General features: G+C 61.7%; 28 protein-coding genes. 12 read left to right on the top strand and 16 right to left on the bottom strand.

Annotation, left to right across the window (positions count from 1 at the left end):
- Positions 1 to 7 precede the first annotated feature (7 nt).
- From BBX50_RS08365 to BBX50_RS08350, 4 genes are all read left to right on the top strand, one after another.
- On the top strand, positions 8 to 790 hold the full coding sequence (locus BBX50_RS08365; protein WP_065774859.1) for an ABC transporter substrate-binding protein: 783 nt from the start codon (positions 8 to 10) through the stop codon (positions 788 to 790).
- 168 nt (positions 791 to 958) lie between these two features.
- Positions 959 to 1,762, top strand: a complete 804-nt coding sequence (locus BBX50_RS08360; RefSeq protein WP_065774858.1) for an ABC transporter permease — start codon at positions 959 to 961, stop codon at positions 1,760 to 1,762.
- Entirely contained in the window at positions 1,759 to 2,589 is an 831-nt protein-coding gene (locus BBX50_RS08355) for an ABC transporter permease (RefSeq protein ID WP_065774857.1), read from the top strand. The genes BBX50_RS08360 and BBX50_RS08355 overlap by 4 nt, the downstream gene beginning before the upstream one ends.
- A 162-nt stretch (positions 2,590 to 2,751) precedes the next feature.
- Positions 2,752 to 3,018: an usg protein gene (locus BBX50_RS08350; RefSeq protein WP_043625476.1), complete on the top strand. Its 267-nt coding sequence runs from the start codon at positions 2,752 to 2,754 to the stop codon at positions 3,016 to 3,018.
- Between the two features lie 218 nt (positions 3,019 to 3,236).
- On the opposite strand, the gene BBX50_RS08345 is transcribed toward BBX50_RS08350, so the two are convergent.
- The gene (locus BBX50_RS08345) at positions 3,237 to 3,962 is read right to left on the bottom strand and encodes a DUF2270 domain-containing protein (protein ID WP_065774927.1); all 726 of its coding nucleotides are present in this window, start codon (positions 3,960 to 3,962) and stop codon (positions 3,237 to 3,239) included.
- 203 nt (positions 3,963 to 4,165) lie between these two features.
- Here BBX50_RS08345 and BBX50_RS08340 point away from each other — a divergent pair, with 203 nt between their 5' ends.
- Complete coding sequence (locus BBX50_RS08340; RefSeq protein ID WP_065774856.1) at positions 4,166 to 4,993, top strand: class I SAM-dependent methyltransferase; 828 nt, start codon at positions 4,166 to 4,168, stop codon at positions 4,991 to 4,993.
- 203 nt (positions 4,994 to 5,196) lie between these two features.
- Here the strand turns inward: BBX50_RS08340 and BBX50_RS08335 are convergent, their stop codons facing one another.
- Positions 5,197 to 6,165, bottom strand: a complete 969-nt coding sequence (locus BBX50_RS08335; protein WP_065774855.1) for a DMT family transporter — start codon at positions 6,163 to 6,165, stop codon at positions 5,197 to 5,199.
- A gap of 378 nt (positions 6,166 to 6,543) precedes the next feature.
- Between BBX50_RS08335 and BBX50_RS08330 the strand changes: the two genes are divergently transcribed.
- Both BBX50_RS08330 and BBX50_RS08325 read left to right on the top strand, forming a co-directional pair.
- Positions 6,544 to 7,413 (top strand): NAD(P)-dependent oxidoreductase, encoded by an 870-nt coding sequence (locus BBX50_RS08330; protein ID WP_065774854.1) that lies wholly within the window; start codon positions 6,544 to 6,546, stop codon positions 7,411 to 7,413.
- Entirely contained in the window at positions 7,410 to 8,111 is a 702-nt protein-coding gene (locus tag BBX50_RS08325) for a DNA alkylation repair protein (protein ID WP_065774853.1), read from the top strand. The genes BBX50_RS08330 and BBX50_RS08325 overlap by 4 nt, the downstream gene beginning before the upstream one ends.
- A 7-nt stretch (positions 8,112 to 8,118) precedes the next feature.
- Here the strand turns inward: BBX50_RS08325 and BBX50_RS08320 are convergent, their stop codons facing one another.
- From BBX50_RS08320 to BBX50_RS08310, 3 genes are all read right to left on the bottom strand, one after another.
- Entirely contained in the window at positions 8,119 to 8,607 is a 489-nt protein-coding gene (locus BBX50_RS08320) for an Lrp/AsnC family transcriptional regulator (protein WP_065774852.1), read from the bottom strand.
- A 65-nt stretch (positions 8,608 to 8,672) separates the two neighbouring features.
- A complete protein-coding gene (locus tag BBX50_RS08315) occupies positions 8,673 to 9,308 on the bottom strand; it encodes a uracil-DNA glycosylase family protein (RefSeq protein WP_065774851.1) in 636 nt (211 codons plus the stop codon).
- Positions 9,301 to 9,870 (bottom strand): thermonuclease family protein, encoded by a 570-nt coding sequence (locus tag BBX50_RS08310; RefSeq protein ID WP_244513115.1) that lies wholly within the window; start codon positions 9,868 to 9,870, stop codon positions 9,301 to 9,303. Before BBX50_RS08310 ends, BBX50_RS08315 begins: the two co-directional genes overlap by 8 nt.
- Positions 9,871 to 10,194: 324 nt before the next feature.
- Here BBX50_RS08310 and BBX50_RS08305 point away from each other — a divergent pair, with 324 nt between their 5' ends.
- Positions 10,195 to 11,730, top strand: coding sequence for a HAMP domain-containing sensor histidine kinase (locus tag BBX50_RS08305; RefSeq protein WP_065774850.1), 1,536 nt, complete (start codon positions 10,195 to 10,197; stop codon positions 11,728 to 11,730).
- Between the two features lie 3 nt (positions 11,731 to 11,733).
- Positions 11,734 to 12,273 (top strand): GNAT family N-acetyltransferase, encoded by a 540-nt coding sequence (locus tag BBX50_RS08300; RefSeq protein ID WP_065774849.1) that lies wholly within the window; start codon positions 11,734 to 11,736, stop codon positions 12,271 to 12,273.
- A 7-nt stretch (positions 12,274 to 12,280) separates the two neighbouring features.
- Here BBX50_RS08300 and BBX50_RS08295 read toward each other — a convergent pair whose 3' ends face one another.
- Positions 12,281 to 12,694 carry a diacylglycerol kinase gene (locus BBX50_RS08295; protein WP_065774848.1) on the bottom strand — a complete coding sequence of 138 codons (414 nt, stop codon included), beginning with the start codon at positions 12,692 to 12,694 and terminating at the stop codon, positions 12,281 to 12,283.
- Positions 12,695 to 12,922: 228 nt separating this feature from the next.
- Positions 12,923 to 13,939 (bottom strand): nicotinate-nucleotide--dimethylbenzimidazole phosphoribosyltransferase, encoded by a 1,017-nt coding sequence (gene cobT / locus BBX50_RS08290; RefSeq protein ID WP_065774847.1) that lies wholly within the window; start codon positions 13,937 to 13,939, stop codon positions 12,923 to 12,925.
- Between the two features lie 253 nt (positions 13,940 to 14,192).
- On the opposite strand from cobT, the gene BBX50_RS08285 reads away from it, so the two are divergent.
- From BBX50_RS08285 to BBX50_RS08275, 3 genes are read left to right on the top strand one after another with little or no spacing between them, the layout of a single operon-like run.
- Positions 14,193 to 14,981, top strand: a complete 789-nt coding sequence (locus BBX50_RS08285) for an adenosylcobinamide-GDP ribazoletransferase (RefSeq protein ID WP_065774846.1) — start codon at positions 14,193 to 14,195, stop codon at positions 14,979 to 14,981.
- 36 nt (positions 14,982 to 15,017) lie between these two features.
- Positions 15,018 to 15,239: a DUF1289 domain-containing protein gene (locus BBX50_RS08280; protein WP_065774845.1), complete on the top strand. Its 222-nt coding sequence runs from the start codon at positions 15,018 to 15,020 to the stop codon at positions 15,237 to 15,239.
- Positions 15,236 to 15,937, top strand: coding sequence for a TIGR02281 family clan AA aspartic protease (locus BBX50_RS08275; protein WP_065774844.1), 702 nt, complete (start codon positions 15,236 to 15,238; stop codon positions 15,935 to 15,937). Before BBX50_RS08280 ends, BBX50_RS08275 begins: the two co-directional genes overlap by 4 nt.
- Before the next feature lie 41 nt (positions 15,938 to 15,978).
- On the opposite strand, the gene BBX50_RS08270 is transcribed toward BBX50_RS08275, so the two are convergent.
- From BBX50_RS08270 to BBX50_RS08230, 9 genes are all read right to left on the bottom strand, one after another.
- Positions 15,979 to 16,740, bottom strand: a complete 762-nt coding sequence (locus BBX50_RS08270; RefSeq protein WP_065774843.1) for an ABC transporter permease — start codon at positions 16,738 to 16,740, stop codon at positions 15,979 to 15,981.
- The gene (locus BBX50_RS08265) at positions 16,737 to 17,663 is read right to left on the bottom strand and encodes an ABC transporter ATP-binding protein (RefSeq protein WP_065774842.1); all 927 of its coding nucleotides are present in this window, start codon (positions 17,661 to 17,663) and stop codon (positions 16,737 to 16,739) included. The genes BBX50_RS08270 and BBX50_RS08265 overlap by 4 nt, the downstream gene beginning before the upstream one ends.
- Positions 17,664 to 17,768: 105 nt before the next feature.
- Entirely contained in the window at positions 17,769 to 18,251 is a 483-nt protein-coding gene (locus BBX50_RS08260; RefSeq protein ID WP_065774841.1) for a YeeE/YedE family protein, read from the bottom strand.
- On the bottom strand, positions 18,248 to 18,655 hold the full coding sequence (locus BBX50_RS08255) for a YeeE/YedE thiosulfate transporter family protein (protein ID WP_065774840.1): 408 nt from the start codon (positions 18,653 to 18,655) through the stop codon (positions 18,248 to 18,250). Before BBX50_RS08255 ends, BBX50_RS08260 begins: the two co-directional genes overlap by 4 nt.
- Complete coding sequence (locus BBX50_RS08250; RefSeq protein WP_065774839.1) at positions 18,652 to 18,984, bottom strand: metalloregulator ArsR/SmtB family transcription factor; 333 nt, start codon at positions 18,982 to 18,984, stop codon at positions 18,652 to 18,654. The genes BBX50_RS08255 and BBX50_RS08250 overlap by 4 nt, the downstream gene beginning before the upstream one ends.
- A gap of 652 nt (positions 18,985 to 19,636) precedes the next feature.
- Positions 19,637 to 20,887, bottom strand: coding sequence for an extensin family protein (locus BBX50_RS08245; protein WP_065774838.1), 1,251 nt, complete (start codon positions 20,885 to 20,887; stop codon positions 19,637 to 19,639).
- A gap of 298 nt (positions 20,888 to 21,185) precedes the next feature.
- Positions 21,186 to 21,737, bottom strand: a complete 552-nt coding sequence (locus tag BBX50_RS08240) for a Kazal-type serine protease inhibitor domain-containing protein (protein ID WP_065774837.1) — start codon at positions 21,735 to 21,737, stop codon at positions 21,186 to 21,188.
- Positions 21,738 to 21,980: 243 nt separating this feature from the next.
- Positions 21,981 to 22,271, bottom strand: coding sequence for a hypothetical protein (locus BBX50_RS08235; protein ID WP_065774836.1), 291 nt, complete (start codon positions 22,269 to 22,271; stop codon positions 21,981 to 21,983).
- Positions 22,272 to 22,486: 215 nt separating this feature from the next.
- The gene (locus tag BBX50_RS08230; RefSeq protein ID WP_065774835.1) at positions 22,487 to 24,301 is read right to left on the bottom strand and encodes a methyl-accepting chemotaxis protein; all 1,815 of its coding nucleotides are present in this window, start codon (positions 24,299 to 24,301) and stop codon (positions 22,487 to 22,489) included.
- Positions 24,302 to 24,544: the final 243 nt, after the last annotated feature.

The following is a 24,544-nucleotide window of genomic DNA, read 5'->3' as shown; positions in this document are numbered from 1 at the left end:
GACTATCATGCGTATTTCCAAGCGGCTGGCAGCCGCCGCATCGGCTGCCGTTTTCGTGCTCATGGCAGGCTCGGCCATGGCCGACGGCGAAAAGGTCGTTATCGGCACGGAAGGCGCCTATCCGCCCTTCAACAACCTCGAAGCGGACGGCACGCTGACGGGCTTCGACATCGACATCGCCAAGGCGCTGTGCGTGGAAATGAAGGCCGAGTGCACGTTCGTCACGCAGGACTGGGATGGCATCATTCCGGCGCTCATCGCCAAGAAGTTCGACGCAATCATCGCCTCCATGTCGATCACCGCCGAGCGCAAGGAAAAGGTCGACTTCACCAACAAGTACTACAACACGCCGCCGGCGATCGTCGTGCCGAAGGATTCGCCGATCACCGAAGCGACGGCAGCGGCACTTGAAGGCAAGGCGCTCGGCGCTCAAGGCTCCACCACCCACTCCAACTATGCCGAAGCGCATATGAAGGGTGCAGACATCAAGCTCTATCCGACGGCTGACGAGTACAAGCTCGACATCGCCAACGGCCGCATCGACGCCGTCATCGACGATGTCGTCGTGCTCTCCGAATGGTTGAAGACAACCGACGGCGCCTGCTGCAAGCTGCTCGGCACCCTGCCGATCGATCCTGTTATCAACGGTGATGGCGCCGGTATTGCCGTTCGCAAGGGCGACGACGCGCTGCGCGAGAAGTTCAACAAGGCGATCGAAGCGATCCGCGCCAACGGCAAGTACAAGGAAATCAACGAAAAGTACTTCCCGTTTGACGTTTATGGAAGCTGATTGACGGGTTCCGGTGCGATTTCCTAGTGAATCATGCCGGAAAAACGTCGGTTGATGCGAAAATTGCAACGGCGGACGGCTTGCCCTTCCGCCGTTTTTGTTTGACAAGAACCTAAAACAAAGCGCGATCGATACGGATAAGAACAGCGCAAAGGGGAAATCTCTGACATGAGCGGGTTATTTGCCGGCTTCTATTCCATCCTATCCTGGATCGGATCGATCATCGATCCATTCTGCGGCCCGGTCGGGGTCTTTCGGTGGTTCGCGTCCGGCACCTTGCTTGCCTGCGGCGACACCGGTTGGGGCGACGACATCGCCTACGGCTTCGTCGTTACCGCGAGCCTTGCGATCGCCACGCTGCCAGTCGGCCTGCTGATCGGCTTCTTCATTGCGCTCGGCAAGCAATCGGAGGAGCGTACCGTCCGGCTCGCCGCCAACATCTACACGACGATCTTCCGCGGCCTGCCTGAACTGCTGACGCTCTTCATCGTCTATTACGGCCTGCAGATCCTCGTGCAGCAGTTGCTGGCAACGCTCGGCTATGAAGGCCCGGTGGAGATCAATGCCTTCTTCGCCGGCATGATCGCTCTCGGCGTCGTCTTCTCCGCCTATTGCTCGGAAGTTCTGCTCTCCGCCTTCAGGGCCATTCCACATGGACAATACGAGGCTGGCGATGCCCTTGGTCTCCATCGCGGCAGGACCATGCGCCTCATCATCCTGCCGCAGCTCGTGCGCATCGCCCTGCCCGGTCTCGGCAATCTCTGGATGGCCTTGCTCAAGGACACCGCCCTCGTCTCGGTCGTTGGCCTGACGGACATCCTGCGCCAGACCGGCGTGGCGGCCCGTGTCACCAAGCAGGCCTTCGAATTCTATGGCGTCGCCTGCGTGCTCTTCCTGATCCTCGCGATGATTTCCTCGATCGTCTTCTCGTATCTCGAACGGCGAACCAAACGTGCGGAGATGGGCCGATGAGCGCTGTAGCAACGATGATCCCGCCGCAGGCTCCGCCGCCGGTTCCGCCGAAACCCTATACGCTGACCCGCTTCGTCGGCAGTGTCGCGCTCGGCATCTGGCTGGCGCTCGGCGTCGGCATCTTCCTGACCGTCGTCGGCGGCTGGGATCCGGAGAAATTCGCCAGATACGGCCCTCGCTTCATCAACGGGCTCGGCGTGACGCTGACACTGGTGGGCCTCTCGATCGTCATGGGCGCCATCCTGTCGCTGCCGATCGCCTTTGCCCGCATGTCAAAAAACAGGTTCCTGTCCTGGTTCGCCTATGCCTATGTCTACTTCTTCCGCGGCACGCCGCTGCTGGCGCAATTGTTCCTGATCTATTACGGCCTCGGCAGTTTCCGCCCGCAGCTCGAAGCGGTCGGCCTGTGGTGGTTCTTCCGCGAGGCTTGGAACTGCGCGATCTTCGCCTTCACGCTCAACACGGCAGCCTATCAGGCGGAAATCCTGCGCGGCGCCATCGAGAGCGTGCCGCGCGGCCAGCGCGAGGGTGCGGCCGCGCTTGGCCTGCCCGCGCGTGTCGCCTTCTCGAAGATCATCCTGCCGCAGGCGATGATCGTGGCGCTGCGTCCCTACGGCAATGAAATCATCCTGATGATCAAGGGGTCGGCGATCGTCGCGATCGTCACCGTCTTCGACCTGATGGGCGAAACCCGCTACGCCTTCTCCCGCACCTTCGACTTCCAGATGTATATCTGGGCAGCCATTCTCTACCTGATCATGGTCGAGATCCTGCGCAACATCTGGAGCGTGCTGGAAACAAGGCTGACCCGCCACCTGAAGCGCTAACGATCGAAAACCTTCGAGCGAGCTTGGCAGCACTCCGCAAGGGATGCTGCCAAGCTTTTGATATTTATGGCGAAAGTATCAATTCGAAGCAAATATTAGGTCTTGATTAATAAATCAAGCGTTTCATCATAGGGACCAACCTTTGCGAGAAGTGAGGTCCTGATGACAAACGAAATGGAACTGCAACTGAAGGGCTACGGCCTGACCACGGCCCAGATCCTCTACCATCTGCCCGACCATCCCGCCTTCCTGCAGACCTATATCTGGCAGCACTACGACCTGGCGCCGGAGTTCCCGGAGATGCGCAGCTTCCTGAAGTTCTGGGAAGAAAAATTGGATGGGCCCCTGCATTCGGTGCGCTACGTGCACCGCAAGCTGATTTCGGCCACCGAATGGCGCGCCCTGAAGGGCGAGTTCATTCTGCACTGAGCCTGAAAGAGCGAGACCGGCTTCCACCAGCAGACGGGCCTCGCGTGGTAATTGCTTGCCGCAATCACGAACGGCGACGCGGCCTATATAGCGCCTGGCATCTCATGAGACGCGCAAAGGCCGCTGTAGTACTTTGAATTGCCGCTTGTTTTATCCTTTGATCGACCGCGATAAAGGGAAACATGCCGAAGGGCCGCTGGTTCTGCTAATCCCTCTCCTCAGACATGCACCTCCCCGTGCGCGAGTTCTCCTTCGCGCGGCTCCCTGTGCACCGAGCCGTAGAGCACCAGTCCATAAATCAGGGCAACACCAATGATGACCGGCCAGCCGGGCAAGGGGCCGAGCGCGGCATTCTGAGCGACGTCCGTCCACGAACGCACGTGACCGAAGGGTTCGCCATTGGTCGAGACCTTCGGAGAGGAGATTTTCAGCGCCCAGGCCAGCAGCAGGATGAGGTACATCCAGCAATAATTGCGCTGGAGCCGTCGGCAGACCGCCTCGCGGTAACTCATCAGGAATGCGGGCCTGCGCAGGCTCTTGGCAATCGACGCCGCCCAATTGAGGTTCGCCGCTCCATCCGGTGCCAGGATCTGGGCGAAGTAGCCGCGTTCCAACTGACGCACGCGGGCGCGATAGACATCGAAGAAGCGGTAGCGCCTTGCCTCGATCAAAAGCAGCAGGGTGATCAGAAGCATGGCGAAAAGCAGAACGCCGTGGTGCGACGACGGTGTCGACAGCGACACGGACAGCAGAGCCGCGACGACGGTGATCGCCCAGTTCGAGGTTCGGTCGATGCGGTCGCGCCAGCCGGCCATGCGCCCCATTTCACCGCGATAGTAATGCACCACCGCGTTGATCTGCTCCTGTGACGTCTGCGGCAACGGCGGTCCCTTCGGCTCCTTGATCTCGGCGGTTAGGATCAGCGGACCAAGCTCGGCGGACATCGGCATTCCTCCCGTCTTTTCTTATGTTTGCGATGATGACTCCTTTCTTTCGGCCGATAAATCCCGACGGCGTCGCACGGCGACGTTTTTCGTCTAAAAGGCCAATGAAATCCTATCTCTCGCCCGAATACCGGTTGATCCGCCACGGCAAACGATCGCCGACGGCGATTGCCAAAGCCCGGCTTCGGACGTAAGAAGCGCGAATGACCCAGAAGAGCACCAAAATCGACGAGGAAGCGCTGGCGGAAGCCTATAACCGCGCCCTCTCCCTGGAAAAGTCCGGCAAGTTCGATGCCGCCGCACAGGCCTATGCCGAGGTGCTGGCGCTCGACCCCGAGGACCACGGCGGCGCTGCCGTGCGGCTCGCTTCGATGGGACGCGGCGAGACACCGGTGAAGGCACCCGACGCCTATGTCGCGACCCTTTTCGACCAGCACGCCGAAGTCTTCGACAATGTGCTCGTCGACCAGCTCGGCTATTGCGTTCCGCTTCTGGTGCGCCAGCGCCTGCAGGCGCTCGAACTCGGCCCCTTCGACCGCGTTCTCGATCTCGGATGCGGCACGGGGCTGACCGGCGGCGCGCTCCGCGACATGGCGGAAGACATTACCGGTATCGACCTCTCCGAAAACATGGTCGAGATCGCCCATGAAAAGGACCTCTACGAGACGCTCTATGTCGCCGAAGCGGTCGACTATCTCGACGACAACGACGACGAGCCCTTCGACCTGATCGTCGCGACCGACGTGCTTCCCTATATGGGCGCGCTCGAGGCACTGTTCTTCGGCGCGGTCGACAATCTGGTTCCCGGCGGCCTTTTGATCTTCTCCAGCGAAACATTGCCGGCTGAAACCTTCGCAGGCCGCAATTTCATGGTCGGCCCGCACCAGCGCTTCGCCCACGCCGAAAGCTATCTGCGCGACCGCCTGGCGGCCACCGGCTTCGAGATCGTCGAAGTCGGCGACATCACGGTGCGCATGGAAGAAGGCGTGCCGATCGCCGGCCATCTGGTGGTCGCCCGCTTCAAGCCCTGATCGCCTGCATGTTTCCTTAAGTCGTCTGCGGCGTAAGAATGAAACAGAGTGCCGCGGCGCTGAAGGCGGCGCGGCATGGCCGCATGCGAAGGGAGCATCGCAAATGCACCCTTCCCTTTTTCGAACGCTCTGTCACAGGTCCCGCCAGTGACTACCTTTGGCCCATAGCGGCTCGGCGTCGACAATGTTCGGAAACCGCGCGCTTACTGGTGCGCCAGCGCGGTCTTGCCCATTGAAACCTGCCTTTCGTAGAAGATGCGAACCGACAGAACGACCCCGCCGATGAGGATTGCGACCCCTGCCGCTTCCATCGCGGTCGGCCATCGAGCGTGAACGATCAAACCGCCGATGACCCCAAATGCGGTTTCCGAAACGATCAACTGCGCGGCCAGTGCAACGGGCAAGCTTCTTGAGGCGACATTCCACGCCCACACTCCGCAAACCGTTGCCAGCAGCGCAAAGGATGTACCCCAAATATAGAGTGAACCGGCGGCATGCCACCCGAAGCCGAGCTTTGGAAGCTGGAAGAGCCCCATCGCCGCTCCGGCCGGGTAAAAGGCCAGCATCAGGATACCTCCGCCGACGAGTATAAGTGCGGACCACACACCAGAGGGCATTTCACGACGGGCGGCCAGCGCGGCCTGGTTGGCGATCGCGAACCAGACCCACAATCCCACCGCCGCGAGCGCCAGCGGAACACCGATCCAGAAGGAACGGACAGAGGCCAGTCCCTCGGTTGTGAACGCTGTGCCGTTGACGAAAACAAGACCGATCAGCACCAGCATGAGAGGCATCATCAGGGATTGCCATGGCACCGAACCCTGCCGCTGATTGCCGATCACCATCAGAACGATCGGCACCAGGCCGAGAAACGCGGGAGCGATCACCGGTCCGGCAAAGATGGCAGCACCCGTCACCGTCAGGAAGTAGCCGACATAGCCGATGAAGGCGAGCCAGATCGCTGAAAGCCAGTTTCGGAGCGTCAGGTGTCTTCTCACCCCTCTATCCGAAAACAGAATGACGACGCCGACCAGAGCCGAGACCACATGGCGGACAAGAGCGAAATCAAAGGTAGAGTAGTCACCGATGATGAAAGGCACAACGAAGTTGAGCGAAAAGGCAAAGGCCGCAAAGAGTGCGGCAAGAACGCCTATGTAGAAACCCTTGTTCATGGTCCTGCCTCATTGGTTTTTCGGACGCTCGTGCTTCCTTTCACGACCCGCCATGCACGCGGTTTGACAAACACCTTTTCCAATTTGGAATTCGGCGCATGAACGACCTGGCAATTGCGAGATGCGTGCCTGGAAAGGCGCGTTGGACTTCAACTTCAGCGCCAACGTCACTGGATTAGACCGGCTGCATGTATACGGCGTGTGTTTGGCGACTGCCGATGTGTACCAGAATGTACAGCGAGCTTGGTGACGCTCGCCGTGCGTAACGGCCAACGCAACGCCGTCACCGATTTGCTGACCTCTGCCGCACAACAGCGCTCTTTTCCGCTCCCGCTCCATCGGCTACACCAAAGCGAAAGCAATGGGAGTTTTCAGAAAATGGCTAAGGTCGCATTCATCGGTCTCGGCGTCATGGGTTATCCCATGGCCGGCCACCTCAAGGTCCGCGGCGGACATGAACTGACAGTCTATAACCGCACCTTCGCCAAGGCTGAGAAATGGGCAGCTGAATTTGGCGGGCGTGCGGCGCGCACGCCGGCGGAAGCCGCCGATGGCGCCGAGTTCGTCTTTTCCTGCGTTGGCAACGACGACGACCTGCGCTCGGTAACGACAGGCAAGGACGGCGCCTTTGAAACCCTGAAGGCCGATGCGGTCTTCGTCGACAACACCACGGCTTCGGCCGAAGTCGCGCGCGAACTCTATGAAGCAGCAAAGGCCCGCAACGCCCACTTCATCGATGCGCCGGTTTCCGGTGGCCAGGCGGGCGCCGAAAACGGCGTCTTGACCGTGATGTGCGGCGGCGACGAAGCCGCCTTCGACCGGGCAAAACCGGTCATTGAAGCCTTCGCACGCATGGTCGGGCTCATGGGGCCGGCCGGCGCCGGCCAGATCACCAAGATGATCAACCAGATCTGCATCGCCGGTCTGGTCCAGGGGCTCGCCGAAGGCATTCACTTTGGCAAGAAGGCCGGGCTCGATATCGAAAAGGTGGTCGATGTCATCTCCAAGGGGGCTGCCGGTTCCTGGCAGATGGAGAACCGCCACAAGACGATGAATGCCGGCAAATATGACTTCGGTTTTGCCGTCGACTGGATGCGCAAGGATCTCGACATCGTCCTCGCCGAAGCCCGCCGCAACGGCGCCAAGCTGCCGGTGACGGCTCTGGTCGATCAGTTCTATGGCGACGTACAGGAGATGGGCGGCAATCGTTGGGACACGTCCTCCCTGCTCGCCCGCCTCGAAAAATGAGCCTCAGCCCGGCATCCACGGCCGACGAAATCATAGGCCACCTGCGGTCGCTTGGGTCGCAGGACAATCTCGCCGGCATGGCGCGTTTCGGTATCGTCACCGAAACCGCCCTTGGCCTGTCGAATGTCCAGCTGCACACGGTAAGGCGACAGGTCAAGGTCGATCATCGGCGCGCGTTGGCGCTCTGGCAGACCGGCATTCGCGAGGCGCGCATCCTTGCCGCCTTCACCGCCGATCCGAAGGCGCTGACGCGTGACGAGGCGCGGCGCTGGGCCGACGACTGCAATTCCTGGGAGGTTGTCGACACGGTCGCCGACCTTTTTGTCACCGCCCGCTTCGACGAAAAGCTGATCCCGGAGTTTGCGGCCGACGAACGCGAGTTCGTCCGTCGCATCGCCTTTGCGATGATTGCGACCGCCGCGGTGCACCTGAAGAAGGAGCCGGACGCCACGATCCTCGCCTGGCTGCCGCTGATCGAGCAGCATTCGGGCGACGGGCGCAATTTCGTCAAGAAGGCGGTCAACTGGGCGCTGCGGCAGATCGGCAAGCGTAACGCCACCTGTCACGGTCCGGCGCTGGCGCTGGCGCAACGACTGGCGGAGAGTTCCGACCGCGCCGCCCGCTGGACAGGCAAGGACGCGGTTCGGGAGCTTGAAAGCGACAAGGTGCGCGGGAGGCTTGGCCTTGTCGAAAGCTGACCGGGGTTCAGTCTTCCGAAGACTTCGCCTGATCAATGATCATATAGTCGAGCGGCAGCTCGGTGGTGTACTTGATCTGCTCCATGGCAAAGACCGACGAAACGTCGCGGATCTCGATCTTGGTGATCATGCGCTTGTAGAAGGCGTCATAGGCGGCGATATCGGGCACGACGACCCGCAGCAGATAGTCGACATCGCCACTCATGCGATAGAATTCGACCACCTCTGGAAACTCGGCGACAACTTCCGAGAAGCGACGCAGCCACTCCATCGAATGCGAATTCGTGCGGATCGACACGAACACCGTCACCTTGGTGTTGATCTTCACCGGATCGAGAAGGGCGACGCGCCGACGGATGACACCATCCTCTTCCATCTTCTGAATGCGCCGCCAGCACGGCGTGGTCGACAGCCCCACCTTCTTGGCAAGGTCGGCAACAGCCAGCGTGGAATCCTCCTGCAACAGGCGCAGGATCTTGCGGTCTAGGCGATCCATGAAAGTCCCTCTCGAATTATTTTTCCCTCTATAGCGCGAAACTGGTGAAGAGAAAGAAAATTGTTTCAGCTTGTGAGCACTGAGACGCGTTCACGCAGGAACGGCAGCACGTCAGCCTCAAACCAGGGATTTCGCTTCAGCCAACCGGTGTTGCGCCAGCTCGGGTGCGGCAGAGGCAAGATTGCCGGAACGGCGTTGCGCAAGGCATGGCGCCGCCAATCTCCGACGGTCTCGGTCATCGATTTCGGGCAATCCGGCCCGATGTGCCAGCGCTGGGCATAGTGCCCGATCGCCAGAACGAGTTCGACCTGCGGCATCTGATCCATCACCCGCTGCCGCCAGAAAGGCGCACATTCGCGACGCGGCGGCAGATCGCTGCCGTGGGCGTCATAGCCGGGAAAACAGAAGCCCATCGGCACGATCGCGAACTTTTCCGGATCGTAGAACTCGTCCCGACCAACGGCCAGCCATTGCCTGAGCCGGTCGCCGGAGGCATCGTTGAACGGCAGCCCGCTTTCGTGCACGCGCAAGCCCGGTGCCTGCCCGGCAATCAGGATGCGCGCGGAAGACGAAATGACCGCCACCGGGTGCGGCTCGTGCGGCAGGAAATCACCGGCGCGCGCCGGTTGATCGCGACAGATTCGGCAGGCGGAAATCTCCGCGCGAAGCTGTTCGATGGCCGGGATGCGGCTCTCAGCCATCGCCGATACCAGCAAACAACGCAGTCAGGCGCTCAAGCAGCCAGCGGCGCATCGCCGCGATCCAGCCATCGATGACATGCGGCGCTTCGTCCGGTTGACCGTTTGTTCGGCGCCACTCCTGCGGTGCCACGAACTCGCCGGCCCAGATCCCGCGTTTCTCCTTTTCGGCTCTGGCCTCTTCCGCCTCGTAGCGCCCGTAACTCACCGCATAGCCGGCGAGCACCATCTCGCGGCCGACATCCCGCCCGCCCGCCTCGCAGGCACCAAGATCGCGACCATAACGATCGCGGCCGAAGAAGCGGCATTTGATGTCGCCGGCGGAAAGCAGCGCCCTCAACCGGTCGCGCGCCTGACGGCCACATTGCCAGGCAATACCCTCGCGTTGACAGGTCTGAGCGAGTTCCGGCGCGTCGATCCCCTCGATACGGACGCGCTTGCCGTCGATCCGCAGGCTGTCACCGTCACTCGCCGTCGCAAGTCCGCTAACCTCGCCGGTCGCTGCCCGCTCTCCCATGGGCAGCCGGTCGGCAAAGTAGGCACCGATCGCAAGCGCAACCAGCATGGCCCAGCCGCCAAGCATTCCGCCACGGCCACCAGGCCGCGGCCGGCCCGTAACCTCGCGTCTCCCGGGATACCGATATCGCGTCCGTCCGAATTTCACGTCTGCATTCACCTCGATTGTCGCGCGCGACCGCGTCTCGGACCGGCGCGTCATAAACATGGACGATTCCAAAAGATTAGAGAAGGAATCTCACGTATCGCTCCACCGGCCAAAAACAAAACACGACCGCGCCACAATGGTTGTCGAATCCTTCACGCACCGCAGCAACTTCTTAAGGATTGCTCACTAGACTGCAACGCAATCGCAACCCCGTCGCATATGAGCATGAGTATCGCTGCCAGCACATCGACCGATAAGATTATCGTCGACAAATCGCGAAGCCATCGAAACAAGGCTGTTTCGAGGACGGTCCGCGCGACGCGCGAACGGCTGCAGACGGGCTCGTCCGTGCCTTCGGGCTTCGAGCGCGAGATGCTCAATCTCTACATCGACTCCGCCCTGCATGGCGCCATCGCCATCCCGGTGCTCGTTGCCATAATCGCGGCGATCGGTATCTATCTCTCCGGCAATCTCGGCTTCGTCCTCTGGGCGCTGATGACCCTGTCGGCCCATGCCGTCACGCTGTTCTTTGCAAGGAAGGCGCGCAACGAAGATATCAGCGCCGAGAAGGTTCCTGTCTGGCGCCGCCGCTTCCTTTTTGGCCAGGTGCTGATGGGTCTCTGCTGGGCAACCTTCGTCGCCCAGGATTGCGCGAGCTGCGGCAATGTCCGTTTCGGTTTCTTTGAAGGTACAGTGCTGCTCGTGGCCCTTGCTGCAACCGCCATGGGCACGTTCCTGCTGCGCAATGCGCTCCTCTACACCTTCGCTCCCGTCGTTGCAGCGCTCGCCTTCGCGTCTCTGGCAACAGGCGATCCGATCTATATCGGCCTCACAGGCATCATTTCGCTGTCGCTGCTTTTCCTCGTCCTCATGACCGACCGCATGAACCGCGCCAGCGTGCACATTCTCTCGGTTCAATCGGAGAAGGACGACCTGATCGCGGAACTCGAAGTGGCAAAGTCGATGTCGGACGAAGCCCGCCGTCGCGCAGAAGAAGCAAACCTCGCCAAGTCCCGCTTCCTCGCCTCCATGTCGCACGAGCTGCGTACGCCGCTGAACGCCATTCTCGGTTTCTCCGAGGTCATGTCGACGGAAGTTCTGGGGCCGCTGAGCAACCCGACCTACAAGGAATACACCAACGATATCCATCGTTCGGGCGAGCATCTGCTGAACCTCATCAACGAAATCCTCGATCTGTCGCGCATCGAGGCCGGCCGCTACGACCTCAATGAGGATGCCGTCAGCCTCGTCGATATCGCCGAGGATTGCATCGGCATGGTGCAACTGAAGGCCCGCGCCAAGAACATCACCATCCATCAGCAGTTCGAACTCGGCATGCCCTCGGTCTGGGTCGACGAAAAGTCGATGCGCCAGGTCATTCTCAACCTTCTGTCGAATGCGGTGAAGTTCACCAACACCGGTGGCGAAGTCACCTTCAAGGTGGGCTGGACTGCCGGTGGCGGCCAGTATCTCTCGATCAAGGACAACGGGCCGGGCATTCCTGAAGAAGAGATCCCGATCGTGCTGTCGGCCTTCGGCCAGGGCTCGATCGCCATCAAGAGCGCCGAACAGGGCACCGGTCTCGGTCTGCCGATCGTCCAGGCCATTCTTGCCAAGCACAACGGCGAGTTCATCCTGCGCTCGAAGCTGCGCGAAGGGACGGAAGCGATCGCCATCCTGCCCGCCCGCCGCGTGCTCGAAAGTCTGCCGGCGATCGAGGATGTCGCCGCCCCGGTCCGTCGCCGCAAGAGCTTTGCCTGATCCATGCTGATCGAAACGCAACGTCTCAGGCTAAGGCCTTGGGAAGAGCGCGACATCGCGCCCTTTGCGCTCGCCAATGCCGATCCGGAAGTCCGGCGCTACTACTTCCCCGCCATTTTAACGCGGGAGGAAACGGCCGAGATGATCGCCGATTGCGAGCGGCATCTGCGCGAACACGGCTTCGGCTTCCTCGCCCTCGAACGCAAAGCGGATGGTGCGCTCGTTGGCGGCCTCGGCCTTTCCCAGGCCGGAGACGAAATCCCCGGCGGACCGCATGTCGAAATCGGCTGGATTCTCGCCCGCCCCTATTGGCGACAGGGATACGCGCTGGAAGCCGCGCAGGCGTGCCTGCACCATGCATGGTCGATACTCGGGCTGGCCGAAGTCATCGGCTACACCTCCCGCATCAACCATCCCTCGCGTGAGCTGATGGAACGGCTGGGCATGCGATCGGATCCCGCAGAGGATTTCGACGATGTCACGGTGCCCGTCGGCAATCCGCTCCGCCCCCACGTGCTCTACCGGATCAAGGTGCCGGCCTGACGGCCCGTCAGTTCATGAAGCCGTCGAAGATCACGACATAGCCGGCATAGACGCCGTTGGCGACGATCAGGCAAAGGCAGGCAAACGAACCGAGGTCCTTGGCGTTCTTGCCCATTTCGGAGATTTCCGGGGAGACGCGATCGACGATTTCCTCGATCGCCGTGTTGATCGCTTCGAAGGCCATCATCAGCAGGAAGAGGATCGCCATCGCCACATATTGGAAGAAGGTCGCGCCGACGATGGTGAATGCGACCATTGCGATGGCAAAGGCGATCAGCTCGTGACGGAAGGCGGCCTCGCCGATCAGCCGTTTGGCACCCCCAAGAGAATAGCTGGCGGCGGCAAAAAGATGCCGAATGCCGGTCTGTTTTTCGACCGGACCCGTCTGTCCAAGGCGGTGCGTGGTGTTCTTGGCGTCCATTTCTTCTCGACTGGGCTTGAAACTGCGCTTGCTTCGACATCGGGATTGAGGCGAATGAAAGGCGGCTTCGGTTGCAGGTGCCCTCGACAAATACTTAGGGCGTGCAGATGCGCTTGGATAGGCGAGAAGGGCGCATGCATCAAGGCCCGCCGCACGCCACGATGGCCGATGCGACAGGCTTTGGACAGCAATTGACCGGCTCTCTTGCAGAACCCGGCCGTTTCTTGATCACTGCTTGTTGCTGACCCCGGCCTGGGCGAAGGTCGCCATGCCGCTGTGGCAGGCGGCCGCAGCCTTGACGATGCCGGCGGCAAGCGCTGCCCCGGTGCCTTCGCCAAGCCGCATGCCGAGTGCGAGCAGCGGCGTCTTGCCGAGCTTCTCGATCGCGCGGATATGGCCCGGCTCGCCGGAGACATGACCGATCAGGCAATGGTCGAGTGCTGCCGGATTGGCCGCCTTCAGGATCGAGGCTGCCGCTGTCGCCACATAGCCGTCGATGATGACGGGCACCTTCTGCACGCGGGCGGCGAGGATGGCGCCGGCCATTGCCGCGATCTCGCGGCCGCCAAGGCGGCGCATGAGTTCGAGCGGATCGGACAGATGATCGCGATGCAGCGCCACCGCCTTCTCGACCGCGGCGATCTTGCGCTTCAGCACGTCGCCTTCCGAACCGGTGCCCGGACCGACCCACTCTTCAGCCGTGCCGCCATAAAGGCCGAGATTGATGGCCGCAGCGATCGTCGTGTTGCCGATGCCCATTTCGCCGATGCACAGAAGGTCCGTGCCGCCGGCAACCGCTTCCATGCCGAAGGCCATGGTCGCCGCGCAGTCGCGTTCGGACAGAGCCGCTTCCTCGGTGATATCACCGGTCGGGTATTCGAGTGCCAGGTCAAAAACCTTGAGGCCGAGATCGTGGCTGACGCAGATCTGGTTGATGGCCGCACCACCGGCCGCGAAGTTCTCGACCATCTGCGCCGTCACCGACGAAGGGAACGGCGTCACACCCTGACGGGTGACGCCGTGATTGCCGGCAAAGATCGCCACCAGCGGCCGGTTGACGGCCGGTGGCTTGCCCGTCCAGGCGGCAAGCCAGAAAGCGATTTCCTCGAGACGACCGAGTGCGCCCGGCGGTTTCGTCAATTGCGCATCCCGCTCCCGCGCGGCCACCAGCGCTGCCGAATCCGGCCCCGGCAGGTTGCGCAACAGTTCGCGGAAATCATCAAACGGCAGGCCGCTGGCACTCATCGGGGGAATCCTTGCATGATCGTGAAGTCTATCTACGCCCCTCATAAAGGCCGCCGAATATTCGGGCAACGACATTTGCGCCACTCTGCGTCGCCGGAGCATGATCGCAGGCATGCGCGCGATTCGACGCGCGAGCGGGAAGAGGAAAGATGTGCGCGGCTGTGCGCCCCCGTCCCGCAGGCACTTGCGAAACGCGGTCCGGTCAGCAACTTTGGCCGAGTTGCCGATTGAGGCTGGATCTTTTGGGGGAGCGATGAGCTTCGTTGGCGATTTCTGTGACGATGTGGCGCGCGCGGTCGGCTTCCTCAGCCGTATCCCGATGCCTGGGCGCCACTTCGTCGGCTACGATGGACGCCTAAGCCGCGCGGTGCGTGCCTTCCCGCTTGCCGGCCTGCTGATTGCGCTGCCATCCGCGGCGATCGCCGCCGCATTGATGGCGTGCCAGGTGAGCTCGCTCTTTGCCGCCTTCGTCGTCATCACCATTCAGGTGCTCGTCACCGGCGCGCTGCACGAGGACGGGCTTGGCGATACGGCCGACGGCTTTGGTGGTGGCCGCGACCGGGAGGCAGCGCTTGATATCATGAAGGACAGCCGTGTCGGCACCTATGGCGCCGTCGCGCTCGCGCTCTCGATTGGCCTTCGTGTTTCGGCCCTTGCCTCCATCCTTCCGCTTTTCACGCCCATGGGTGCAAGCATGGCGATCCTCGGTGCTGCGGCCCTTAGCCGCGCGGCCATGGTCTGGCATTGGGCGCGTCTGCCGCCCGCAAGGAGCGGAGGTGTTGCGGCTGCCGCCGGCGAGCCGGAACAGGGCGCCACGCGCTTCGCCCTCGCCTTTGGCCTCCTCGCAGCGATGCTGCTCTTCTATTACGCCAAGGTGCCGGCCCTCGGCCTGATCGTGACGCTCGTGGCCTACATAACCACCGTCAAGGGCTTCGACCTGCTGGCAACGCGCAAGATCGGCGGCCACACGGGCGACACGATTGGAGCCACACAGCAACTGACGGAAATCGTCGTGCTCGGCGCCCTTGCGCTGACGGTTTGAAAGCTCGATATAATCAGGGAAAAACAGAGCAACGCCATGGAATCTCCCTGCATTCTCGTCTGTTCGATCGATGACAAGACCGGCTACTGTTTCGGCTGCGGCCGGACGCGCGATGAAATCGGTAGCTGGACGCTCTATACCGATGCGGAACGCCGCGCGATCATGACCGCGCTTCCCGCGCGCCTTGATACGGTCGAACGCAAGCCCCGGCGCGAAACCCGCCGTAGCCGCATGGCGAGAGAACGCGACCAAGCATGACCCGTCTCGCCATACTGCTCTCTATTCTGGCCATCGGCCTCATTCTCTTGATCATCAATCATGATGCCGGCCGTACCATGGGCCTTGCCAACGACGACTTCGGTCAGTTGGTGTCGCTTGCCGCCATCGCAACGCTCCTCGGCGCCGGCATCCTCCAGAGCCGCAGGCGTTTCGGCGAAGGACTGCGTCAGGTCGCCATCTGGCTCCTCATCGTGCTCGCCCTCATCTCGGCCTATGTGTACCGCTTCGAGCTGCAAGGATTTGGCAACCGCTTGCTCGCCGGCCTTGTTCCCGGCCGCGCGACAGTCATTACCGACAGCGAGGGGCGGAAGGAGGTGGTGCTGCAAAAGATGCTGAACGGCCACTTCGAAACGACTGCCACGGTCGACGGCCAGGAGATCAGCATGTTGGTCGATACCGGCGCGAGCAGCATCGCACTCACCTACGAAGACGCCGAAAAGGTCGGCCTCGATCCGGCAAACCTCGACTATATCCTCACGGTCATGACTGCAAACGGCCGGGCGCAGGCTGCACCCGTGATGCTGCAGGAGATCTCCATCGGCCCGATCACCCGCCGCAACATCGGCGCGACGGTTGCCGCCAAGGGCAAGCTCGACCAGAGCCTGCTCGGCATGAGCTTCCTCGCCACCCTCGATATGCTGCAGATGCGCACCGACGAGCTACGCCTGCGCGACTGATCCGTCCTGCGCGGGCCAAAGGGCCCTCGCCACATCCGCGGTCAGTTTCTGAGCCGATATCCCGTGCGGAAGATCCAGGCCAGCACCGACATGCAGATCGCCAGGAAGACGAGGATGATCACCGCGCTGAAGACCGGGTTGACGTCCGAGACCTCGAAGAAGCTCCAACGGAAACCGCTGATCAGGTAAAGCACCGGGTTGAAGTGGCTCACCGCCTCCCAGAAAGGCGGCAGCATCTTGACCGAATAGAAGCTGCCGCCGAGGAAGACGAGCGGCGGGATCACCAGCATCGGAATCAGGTTCAGCTGCTCGAAATCCTTGGCCCAGATGCCGATGATGAAGCCGAACAGACTGAAGGAGATGGCCGTCAGCACGAAGAAGAAGACCATGACGAGCGGATGGGCGATCGTCAGATCGACGAAGAGCGAGGCCGTCAGAAGGATGATCGTGCCGATCATCAGCCCCTTGGTCGCCGCCGCGCCGACATAGCCGAGCACGATCTCCACCATGGAAACCGGCGAAGACAGAACTTCATAGATCGTGCCGGTGAATTTCGGGAAGTAGATACCGAAGGAGCCGTTACCGATGCATTGCGTCAACAGCGTCAGCATCATCAGCCCCGGCGTGATGAAGGCACCGTAGGAAACGCCGTCGATCTCCTGGATGCGCCCGCCGATCGCCGCGCCAAAGACGATGAAATAGAGCGAGGTGGAGATGACCGGCGACACCACGCTCTGCAACAGCGTGCGGCGGGTGCGCGCCATCTCGAAGAAATAGATCGACTTGATCGCTTCGATGTTCATCGCCCTGCCCCCACGATTTCGACGAAAATGTCTTCCAGCGAGCTTTGCCGCGTGGAAATGTCCTTGAGCCTGATGCCAGCCTCGCCGAGCGCCGCCAAAAGCGCAGTGATCCCGGTACGCTCGGCACTCGTGTCGTAATCGTAGATCAGACAGTGACCGTCGCCCTCAAGCGTCAGATTGTAGCTCGACAGCGTGTCGGGAACATCCTCAAGCGGATGGGTGAGATCGACCCGCAACTGCTTGCGGCCGAGCTTCGACATCAGCGCCGCCTTGTCCTCGACAAGCAGGATCTCGCCGCCATTGATGACGCCGATACGGTCGGCGATTTCCTCTGCCTCTTCGATGTAGTGCGTCGTCAGAATGATCGTCACGCCCGAGGCGCGCAGCCGTTCGACGACATCCCACATGCTCTTGCGCAGATTGACGTCGACCCCGGCCGTCGGCTCGTCGAGGAAGAGCACCCGCGGCTCATGTGACAATGCCTTGGCGATCAGCACGCGCCGCTTCATGCCGCCGGACAGTTCGCGCAGCATGTTGTCCTTCTTGTCCCAGAGCGACAGGTCCTTCAGCACCTTCTCGATATGGTCAGGGTTCGGCTTCTTGCCGTGCAGACCACGCGAGAAGGTGACCGTGTTCCATACGGTTTCGAAGGCGTCGGTCGTCAGTTCCTGCGGCACGAGCCCGATCATCGAGCGCGTCTCGCGAAACGCCCGCACAACATCATGGCCGCCAACGGTCACCGTCCCGCCGCTCGGATTGACGATGCCGCAGATGATCGAGATCAGCGTCGTCTTGCCGGCGCCGTTCGGCCCGAGCAGCGCCAGGATCTCGCCCTCCTCGATATCGAGGCTGACGCCTTTCAGCGCCTTGAAACCGGAGGCATAGGTCTTCGACAGATTGGAAACGGAAACGATAGGCGCCATAAAAAACGGATCCGGGAAGGGTGCGAAGTCGGCAGGTCCCGCCTATATGGGACGATTCATCACGATTTGCAGCCTGCCGGATCGAAAAAACAAGGTGACGCTTCGTCAATGCGGCAGCGACATGCGGGCCTCCGTGCCCGCATCTCCGACAGGCCCGGCGGATTTCCGCTCGACCAAGCGGTCATGAGCGAGCATCCCGACGATCATCGCGGCCACGAACAGGATCGTTGCCGGAAGGCCAAGTGACAACGACGCGAGCGCCGGTCCTGGGCAAAGCCCGACCAGTCCCCAGCCGACGCCGAAGGTCGCTGAACCGGCAATCAGCCGTCCGTCGATCGCGCGGTTGGACGGCAGATGAAAGCTCGCGTCGAACAGCGGACGCATGAGCCGGCGGCTGACGACGACGCCAAGCGCAGACACCGAGACTGCGCCTGCGAGCACGAAGGCGAGACTCGGGTTCCAGTTGCCGGTGATATCGAGAAAGGCCCGCACGCGGGCGGGATCGAGCATGCCGGAAAGCGAAAGGCCAAACCCGAAGACGACGCCGGAAACGAGGGTCGCGGCAAGGCGGAACACAGCGCTGTTCATCCGAAGAAACCCGCAACAAAGACCGTAAGGATTGCCGCTGCCATGAAGGTGGCAACCGCGGCTATCGAACGGTGCGAAAGCCGCGCAAGTCCGACGACGCCGTGGCCGCTGGTGCACCCGGAACCCAGGCGTGACCCGAAGCCGACCAGCAGGCCTCCGGTCACAAGCAGCGGCCAGGAGGAGGTCACCGTCACGGACGGCCAGGCATCGAATATGAGGCGATACAACACCGGTCCGGCCATCAGCCCCAGAACGAACAATGCGCCCGACGAAATCTGAATGCCCTGCAACAAGCGCCCTGCAATGCCGCTGACCCCGGCGACGCGACCGTTCGCCACCATCAGGATTGCCGCCGAGAGGCCGATCAACAGGCCGCCAGCCAACGCATTCCCGTATTCACTCATGCTTTTGAACCATCCCGACAGAAGATCTGGTAGACCGCGCCGACAAGACGCGCGACTTTGTCGTGGCTGAGCCGATAGAAAACCTGCTTGGCCTGCCGACGGGTCGAGACAATGCCGGCATCGCGCAGGACCGTCAATTGTTGCGAAAGCGTCGGCTGGCGAATGCTCAGTGTCTCTTCCAGCGCCGCCACCGAGTGCTCGCCTTCCAAAAGCGCGCTGACGATCAACAGCCGGTTGCGATTGGCGAGCGTTCTCAAAACTTTCGAAACCTCTGCTGCGTGCACCGCCATATCGGCACGCACGCCCGGAAATTGCATGACAGTTCCCATTCCGTCCTCCTGCCCCTATCAAGGAGTGAGTAGAGCCCCCAATGCTTGTGGTGGCCGAACTGATACCATCCAAGATTGTTATATAAGATAATATAATATCGTAATACTTATTATTAAACCAGATGAAACTGGAGGTATGAACCCGATCCCGGCGGCGGGGCATCGTCGCTCATGCGAAGAATCATATAGGAAATTCAGCTAGTTACAACTTGGCCGCGGGAGATGCGAAAACGCCATATTTGGGGCAACCGCCCGGAACGATCAGGCGAAGAGTAAAACCTAGGGTATAGTATCGGTCTTTGGCAGAGACCATTCTGCAGGGCCGAAACAACCAAGCCTCGAACGCCGGACTTGAGGCCCGGCTGGGCAACGGCGCCTGAGGCGCCGCCTATTTTATGGAGCCGGCAAAGCATTTCTGCGCAGCAGCTCAGCAATTCCGTGTCGCTGTCACGAAACCGTGATGCTCATCGAGCAATTTGCATCGCGCGGGCCGCAACATCGCCCTTTGATTTGCGCTCGTGATTTGCACACCGGAGCCTCCCCCTTTTGCTCCGGTTGTTGGGCCGGCCTCCCCGCCGGCCTCTTTTTTTGCCGGCTTGCGGATTTTCGTAGCCGGCAGCCGAATCTCGCCGCCGAACCAGAGGGCGATCGGCTAATCGCAGTGGCGATAGCCGGTCTTGCGGGTCCTCAGATCGAAGTGAAAATGATCCTTGTGGAACGGATCGCTTCCGGGACCGAGCACCGTGTTGAAATACTTGCAGCTGTCTGTGCGAACCGCCTTCAAGAGCCCTTTTTCACGGAAAGCGAAAAAGCCCTTCTTGCGCACATCGATTTCCTTGCCGTTCTTCAGCACGAACTTGCCAACGTCGATAGCATTGCCGCGCGCGTGCTCCGACATCGGGTTGCCGCGGCGCGAGTTCATCGTGCGGCAGGAATAGCCGCCGAGCGGCTTGATGGTCTTGACGCCCGACCAGTAGCGATAGCGCGACGATGGGGCGAGCTCGTACTTGACCCACTTGGCAAAAGCTTCGGTGACCTGGCAGTTGAGCTTTACGGCCGGCTGCACGCCGATATTGCCCGAGAGCCCGCTAAGCTCGATCGGATAGTCGATACCGCATGACGGGCCGTTGCTGATACGCGGGACGTCGCGGAACTCGACGCCGAGTTTCCTCAGCCGCTGGCGGCAGGCAATCTCCGAACCTGGCATTTCGCCGGTATAGTCAGGGGTTGAAAGCGGATTGCGCAGGCGCGGCAGGAAGGCGACCTGCTGCGGCTCCTGCGCCCGTTGCATGACGCGTTGCGCTTCCATGGCCCGGGCGCGTTGCGCCTCTTCGGCCGCAGCCTTCTCAGGCGAGAGCGGCGGCAGATCCGGATCGTAGCCGACATTTGCCTCCGACGGCGCCGTTTCCATGGTCCCGCCAAGCTGGCGCACATTCTCTTCGCCGATGCCGCCGACCACCGGCTGACTGGCATTGCCCTCGGCAATGTCGTTGCTCTGTTCCTCAGCCAGGCCGACGACGGGCTGATCGACGCCAAGCATGGCATCCATGTTCACGCCTTCCTCGGGAACAGGCATTGAACCGGCGCCGGCCGGCTGGGCGCCGGAGGAAACGGCTTCGTCGCTGTCGATCATGGGAAGCGCGCGGCGCGCCGGCTGACGCGGCTGCGTCGCAACGGCATGTTCCGGATTGGCCTGAAAGGTCGAGGCTTGTGTGGCGGCGGGATAGGCGGCCACCTCCTCTTCCGGCACGGCATCAACCGGGACCGGCCCGATCGAACCGACACGGGCGCCGCCGTCGATGCGACCCGGCGGCGAAAGCGCGTCGTCGGTCGAGCAGGCAACGAGCGACAGCGAGAGGACGAGTGCCGTCAGCGGCCGATGGAGACGAGTAACATAGGCCATAACCGAACTGTGCCTTCCTCCAGACGGTCAAGCCAGACCGCCATCATCGCCCCGCACCCTGCGCCGTTTCTGGCGCACACCGCCGTAGTCGCATCAAAGCTGCCTTCGGCCTGTGTCGCAAACCGGGCACCCCGTGCAAAAGGCCTGACTTTTCAGGTATTTTATTCAAATACGGTAAATGAAGCCTTGCATTGCAGATGCGATAATCCGCGAGGCGCAACCGGTCGGCTGCACGCAAAGAAGAAGCCCGCGTCCTTGTCGGACACGGGCTTCAAGCTTGTCATCGATCTACAGGAACTTAGCGGCACTCGCCCCGATGGATGATCTGGAAGCCCGCGCCGCCTGCCTCGCACGAATTCGAGAAGGTCTCGATCCGGTTGCCGCGCTGGCCGCAGACCGGCGCGTATTCGCGGGTGCAGAACTGGCCCTCGGAAGGACGGTCGTCATCCCGGCGGCATTCGCCCCGGCCGATCACCTGGAAGCCCTCGGAGCGCGCCTGGCAAGCGTTCGAGAAGGTCTGCGTACGACGGCCGCGCTGACCGCACACGGGGTTGTATTCCATGGTGCAGGCCTGCGGTTCGCGATCCGGCGGGCGATAGTCCGGGCGGCATTCGCCGCGGTGGATCACGCTGAAACCGTCGGCGCGGGCCTGGCAGGAGTTCGGGAAGGTGCGCATGCGATTGCCGCGCTCGCCGCAAACCGGCGCGTATTCCATCGTGCAGACCGGCGGACGGATCGGCCGCGGCCCCGGACGCGGCTCATCAACAACGACGGTACAGGCCGAAAGAAAGCCGAGCGCCAGCATCAGCGCGGCGACCGGGCGGGTCAAAAGAATTTTGAGAAGTGCCATGGATGTCCCCTCTGGAGCGCGGTCGGCAACCGGAGCGACGCCCCGCAAAATACCTCCCGCTTCTCGCGTATCTATCTCCAGTCGCGGTAAGGTCAAGACGGAGAATTCCGCCCTGCGCTGGAACCGATGGAGAAGCATCTGGAATGAACGTTGCGGTGAGATTGCAACTCGCGGCCATCACCGCAAAGCCGAGACCTCCACCAAAGGTGGAGGTTTCCACTACTGCGCACGAAACACCAGTATTTAGGGTTTGGCCCCAGGTGTGGTCTGCGCGCGCGTAAAAATGTAGGCCACTACAGCGCCAATGACGGCCGCAACGGCGTCTGATTCGATGACTTTTGTAACGCCTAAAAACATTGTGGCTGGGACGACGATCATAATACCCAGCAGCGGCAGCACATAGGGTGCGAACGGGCTGTCAGCGGTAACTTTCGGAGCGATAATCAAAAATCCGAACAGAATGATGGCTGAAAGTACAAACACACCGCCGGTGGGCGTTTGTGCGTTGCTTACCAGTGTTGCAATGGTATCCACGGCTGCCCCTCTTCGTTTTTCACCAGAGAGAGTGTGCCACAACTTTACGAAGAGTCTAATTCAAAGAATCCCGCTGTCGGCGGTTCGCGCACAGCCATGTTCCCACCCGGGATTGTAAAACATGTCCGATCCTCCCGCTCAGCATCAAGGTGTCTAACTTACGAAGAGACCCGCGCAGTTGCCGCGCGGGTCTCGTTCAACGCTCGATGGGCGACTCAGGCAGCGCGCCCGTAGGCCGAATGCGATGCTGAGGACTGCAGCCGGAACTTCGTGAGCAGCGACTTCAACTCGCGGCTTTCCACGGCCAGCGTCTGGCTCGCAGCCGTGGTTTCCTCCACCATCGCCGCGTTCTGCTGGGTCATCTGGTCCATGCTGTTGACGGCGACATTGACCTCCTGCAGGCCGGTCGCCTGCTCGCGCGCGGCGGTCGCGATCGAAGCCACCTGCTCGTTGACCCGATTGACCAGCGCCTCGATCTCCGTCAGCGCTTCGCCGGTCGACCGGACCAGCTGGACACCGGCACCGACCTCGCGCACGGAGGCGCCGATCAGTTCCTTGATCTCCTTGGCCGCCCCGGCCGAACGCTGCGCCAGTTCGCGGACTTCCTGCGCGACGACGGCGAAGCCGCGTCCCGCCTCGCCGGCCCGCGCCGCCTCGACGCCCGCGTTGAGCGCCAGGAGGTTCGTCTGGAAGGCGATCTCGTCGATCACCCCGATGATCTGGCCGATCCGGCCGGAGGAACTCTCGATCCGGCCCATGGCGTCGATGGCATTGCGGACGATGCCGCCGGACTTGGCAGCGCTTGTCTTGGTCTCGTTGACCATCTCCCGCGCTTCGTTCGCCCGCTCCGAGGCGTGGCGGACCGTCGAGGTAATCTCGTCAAGGGCCGCCGCCGTCTCTTCGAGGGCCGCCGCCTGTTGTTCCGTGCGGCGGGAGAGATTGTTTGCCGCTTCGGAAATGTCCCCCGCGCTGGCGGTGACGATTTCGGTCGAGTGCGATATCGAGCCGATAACATCGCGAAGGGCGGCAACGGCTGTGTTGAAGTCCTGTCTGAGCTTGCCGTATTCCGGTGCGATATGGCCGATCTCTGCCGTCAAGTCTCCGCTTGCCAGAAGCTCGAGCGCAGCGCCGACGGTCTCCATCGCCTCGGCTTGCGCTTCGGCGGTGGCGCGCTGGCGCTGTTCGTTGCCGCGCCGCTCGGAATTCAGGCGTTCCTGCTGATCGGCTTCGCGCGAACGCAGTTCCACTCGCTCGCGAACGGAATCGCGCAGCACCACCAGCACCTTTGCCATCTGGCCGATCTCGTCGCCGCGGTCGGTTTCCGGCACCTCTGAAGAGAGATCCTCATCCGCGATCGCCCGCATCGACGCCTTCAGCTTCTCGACCGGCTTCACCACGCTGCGCACGATCGCCAGTGCCGCCAGCAGGATCGCAAGCGCGGCAGCGGCAAGAATGCCAGCCACCTGCCAGGCGCGCTCGCGGAACATCGCCGCCAGATCGTCGGCATAAACGCCGGTGCCGACGACCCAGCCCCAGGGCTTGAAGCCCGCAACGTGGGAGTATTTCAGCACCGGAGCATCCGCGCCCGGCTTCGGCCAATAGTAATCGACGAAGCCCTGGCCGCTTTTTTCGACAGTCTTTACGAACTCTACGAAGAGCTGCTTGCCGTTTGGATCCTTGTTTTCGGTGAGATCCTTGCCGTCGAGCTCCGGCTTGATCGGATGCATCACCATGGTCGGATGCATGTCGTTGATCCAGAAATAGCCGCTGCCCTGGTAGCGCATCGCCTTGATCGCATCGAGCGAGCGCTTCTGCGCCTCTTCGCGCGAAAGCGTACCGGCCACCTCCAGCTTGTGATAGGCATCGAACACCGCAACCGCGTTCTCGTTCATTGCCGAAAGCATCGCCTTGCGTTCGCCGACGAGCTTATCCTGCGCCTGGAAAAGACCGAAGGTCAGCGCCGCTGCCATGGTCAAAAGCGCAAATGCCACCAGCGCGTAGAGACGCGCCGAGATCCTGAATTTCTTCATTGCCGTTCCCCTGCCCTCCGGCGCTTGTCGGCGCCGCCCCGAAAACCTGGCTGCCGCGGCATGATCCACAGGCACTCCAGGAGCCTGCAGGTTAGGGTGAGGTCTTTGCAAAGGTCCTAACAACCGATCCCTAAATTTGACATTTCTCATCCACCCCTTGCGAAAGTCTAACGAGCCGGCACGACAGGACACTGCCCCCGCATTTGTGCGGCGGCAGGTCTTCCCTCTGCAAGCGGGCTCGGG

The sequence above is a fragment of the Ensifer sp. LC11 genome (genome assembly GCF_001695835.1).
In the GTDB taxonomy this organism is placed as follows: domain Bacteria; phylum Pseudomonadota; class Alphaproteobacteria; order Rhizobiales; family Rhizobiaceae; genus Ensifer.
Note: the sequence above shows the minus strand (reverse complement) of the source record. Positions and strands in the feature narration are given on the sequence as shown.

Excerpts from the sequence above, each read along its gene's own strand:
- BBX50_RS08365 (WP_065774859.1), top strand. The coding sequence starts at position 8 with ATGCGTATTTCCAAGCGGCTGGCAGCCGCCGCATCGGCTGCCGTTTTC.
- BBX50_RS08360 (WP_065774858.1), top strand. The coding sequence starts at position 959 with ATGAGCGGGTTATTTGCCGGCTTCTATTCCATCCTATCCTGGATCGGA.
- BBX50_RS08355 (WP_065774857.1), top strand. The coding sequence starts at position 1,759 with ATGAGCGCTGTAGCAACGATGATCCCGCCGCAGGCTCCGCCGCCGGTT.
- BBX50_RS08350 (WP_043625476.1), top strand. The coding sequence starts at position 2,752 with ATGACAAACGAAATGGAACTGCAACTGAAGGGCTACGGCCTGACCACG.
- BBX50_RS08345 (WP_065774927.1), bottom strand. The coding sequence starts at position 3,962 with ATGTCCGCCGAGCTTGGTCCGCTGATCCTAACCGCCGAGATCAAGGAG.
- BBX50_RS08340 (WP_065774856.1), top strand. The coding sequence starts at position 4,166 with ATGACCCAGAAGAGCACCAAAATCGACGAGGAAGCGCTGGCGGAAGCC.
- BBX50_RS08335 (WP_065774855.1), bottom strand. The coding sequence starts at position 6,165 with ATGAACAAGGGTTTCTACATAGGCGTTCTTGCCGCACTCTTTGCGGCC.
- BBX50_RS08330 (WP_065774854.1), top strand. The coding sequence starts at position 6,544 with ATGGCTAAGGTCGCATTCATCGGTCTCGGCGTCATGGGTTATCCCATG.
- BBX50_RS08325 (WP_065774853.1), top strand. The coding sequence starts at position 7,410 with ATGAGCCTCAGCCCGGCATCCACGGCCGACGAAATCATAGGCCACCTG.
- BBX50_RS08320 (WP_065774852.1), bottom strand. The coding sequence starts at position 8,607 with ATGGATCGCCTAGACCGCAAGATCCTGCGCCTGTTGCAGGAGGATTCC.
- BBX50_RS08315 (WP_065774851.1), bottom strand. The coding sequence starts at position 9,308 with ATGGCTGAGAGCCGCATCCCGGCCATCGAACAGCTTCGCGCGGAGATT.
- BBX50_RS08310 (WP_244513115.1), bottom strand. The coding sequence starts at position 9,870 with ATGCTGGTTGCGCTTGCGATCGGTGCCTACTTTGCCGACCGGCTGCCC.
- BBX50_RS08305 (WP_065774850.1), top strand. The coding sequence starts at position 10,195 with ATGAGTATCGCTGCCAGCACATCGACCGATAAGATTATCGTCGACAAA.
- BBX50_RS08300 (WP_065774849.1), top strand. The coding sequence starts at position 11,734 with ATGCTGATCGAAACGCAACGTCTCAGGCTAAGGCCTTGGGAAGAGCGC.
- BBX50_RS08295 (WP_065774848.1), bottom strand. The coding sequence starts at position 12,694 with ATGGACGCCAAGAACACCACGCACCGCCTTGGACAGACGGGTCCGGTC.
- cobT (WP_065774847.1), bottom strand. The coding sequence starts at position 13,939 with ATGAGTGCCAGCGGCCTGCCGTTTGATGATTTCCGCGAACTGTTGCGC.
- BBX50_RS08285 (WP_065774846.1), top strand. The coding sequence starts at position 14,193 with ATGAGCTTCGTTGGCGATTTCTGTGACGATGTGGCGCGCGCGGTCGGC.
- BBX50_RS08280 (WP_065774845.1), top strand. The coding sequence starts at position 15,018 with ATGGAATCTCCCTGCATTCTCGTCTGTTCGATCGATGACAAGACCGGC.
- BBX50_RS08275 (WP_065774844.1), top strand. The coding sequence starts at position 15,236 with ATGACCCGTCTCGCCATACTGCTCTCTATTCTGGCCATCGGCCTCATT.
- BBX50_RS08270 (WP_065774843.1), bottom strand. The coding sequence starts at position 16,740 with ATGAACATCGAAGCGATCAAGTCGATCTATTTCTTCGAGATGGCGCGC.
- BBX50_RS08265 (WP_065774842.1), bottom strand. The coding sequence starts at position 17,663 with ATGGCGCCTATCGTTTCCGTTTCCAATCTGTCGAAGACCTATGCCTCC.
- BBX50_RS08260 (WP_065774841.1), bottom strand. The coding sequence starts at position 18,251 with ATGAACAGCGCTGTGTTCCGCCTTGCCGCGACCCTCGTTTCCGGCGTC.
- BBX50_RS08255 (WP_065774840.1), bottom strand. The coding sequence starts at position 18,655 with ATGAGTGAATACGGGAATGCGTTGGCTGGCGGCCTGTTGATCGGCCTC.
- BBX50_RS08250 (WP_065774839.1), bottom strand. The coding sequence starts at position 18,984 with ATGGGAACTGTCATGCAATTTCCGGGCGTGCGTGCCGATATGGCGGTG.
- BBX50_RS08245 (WP_065774838.1), bottom strand. The coding sequence starts at position 20,887 with ATGGCCTATGTTACTCGTCTCCATCGGCCGCTGACGGCACTCGTCCTC.
- BBX50_RS08240 (WP_065774837.1), bottom strand. The coding sequence starts at position 21,737 with ATGGCACTTCTCAAAATTCTTTTGACCCGCCCGGTCGCCGCGCTGATG.
- BBX50_RS08230 (WP_065774835.1), bottom strand. The coding sequence starts at position 24,301 with ATGAAGAAATTCAGGATCTCGGCGCGTCTCTACGCGCTGGTGGCATTT.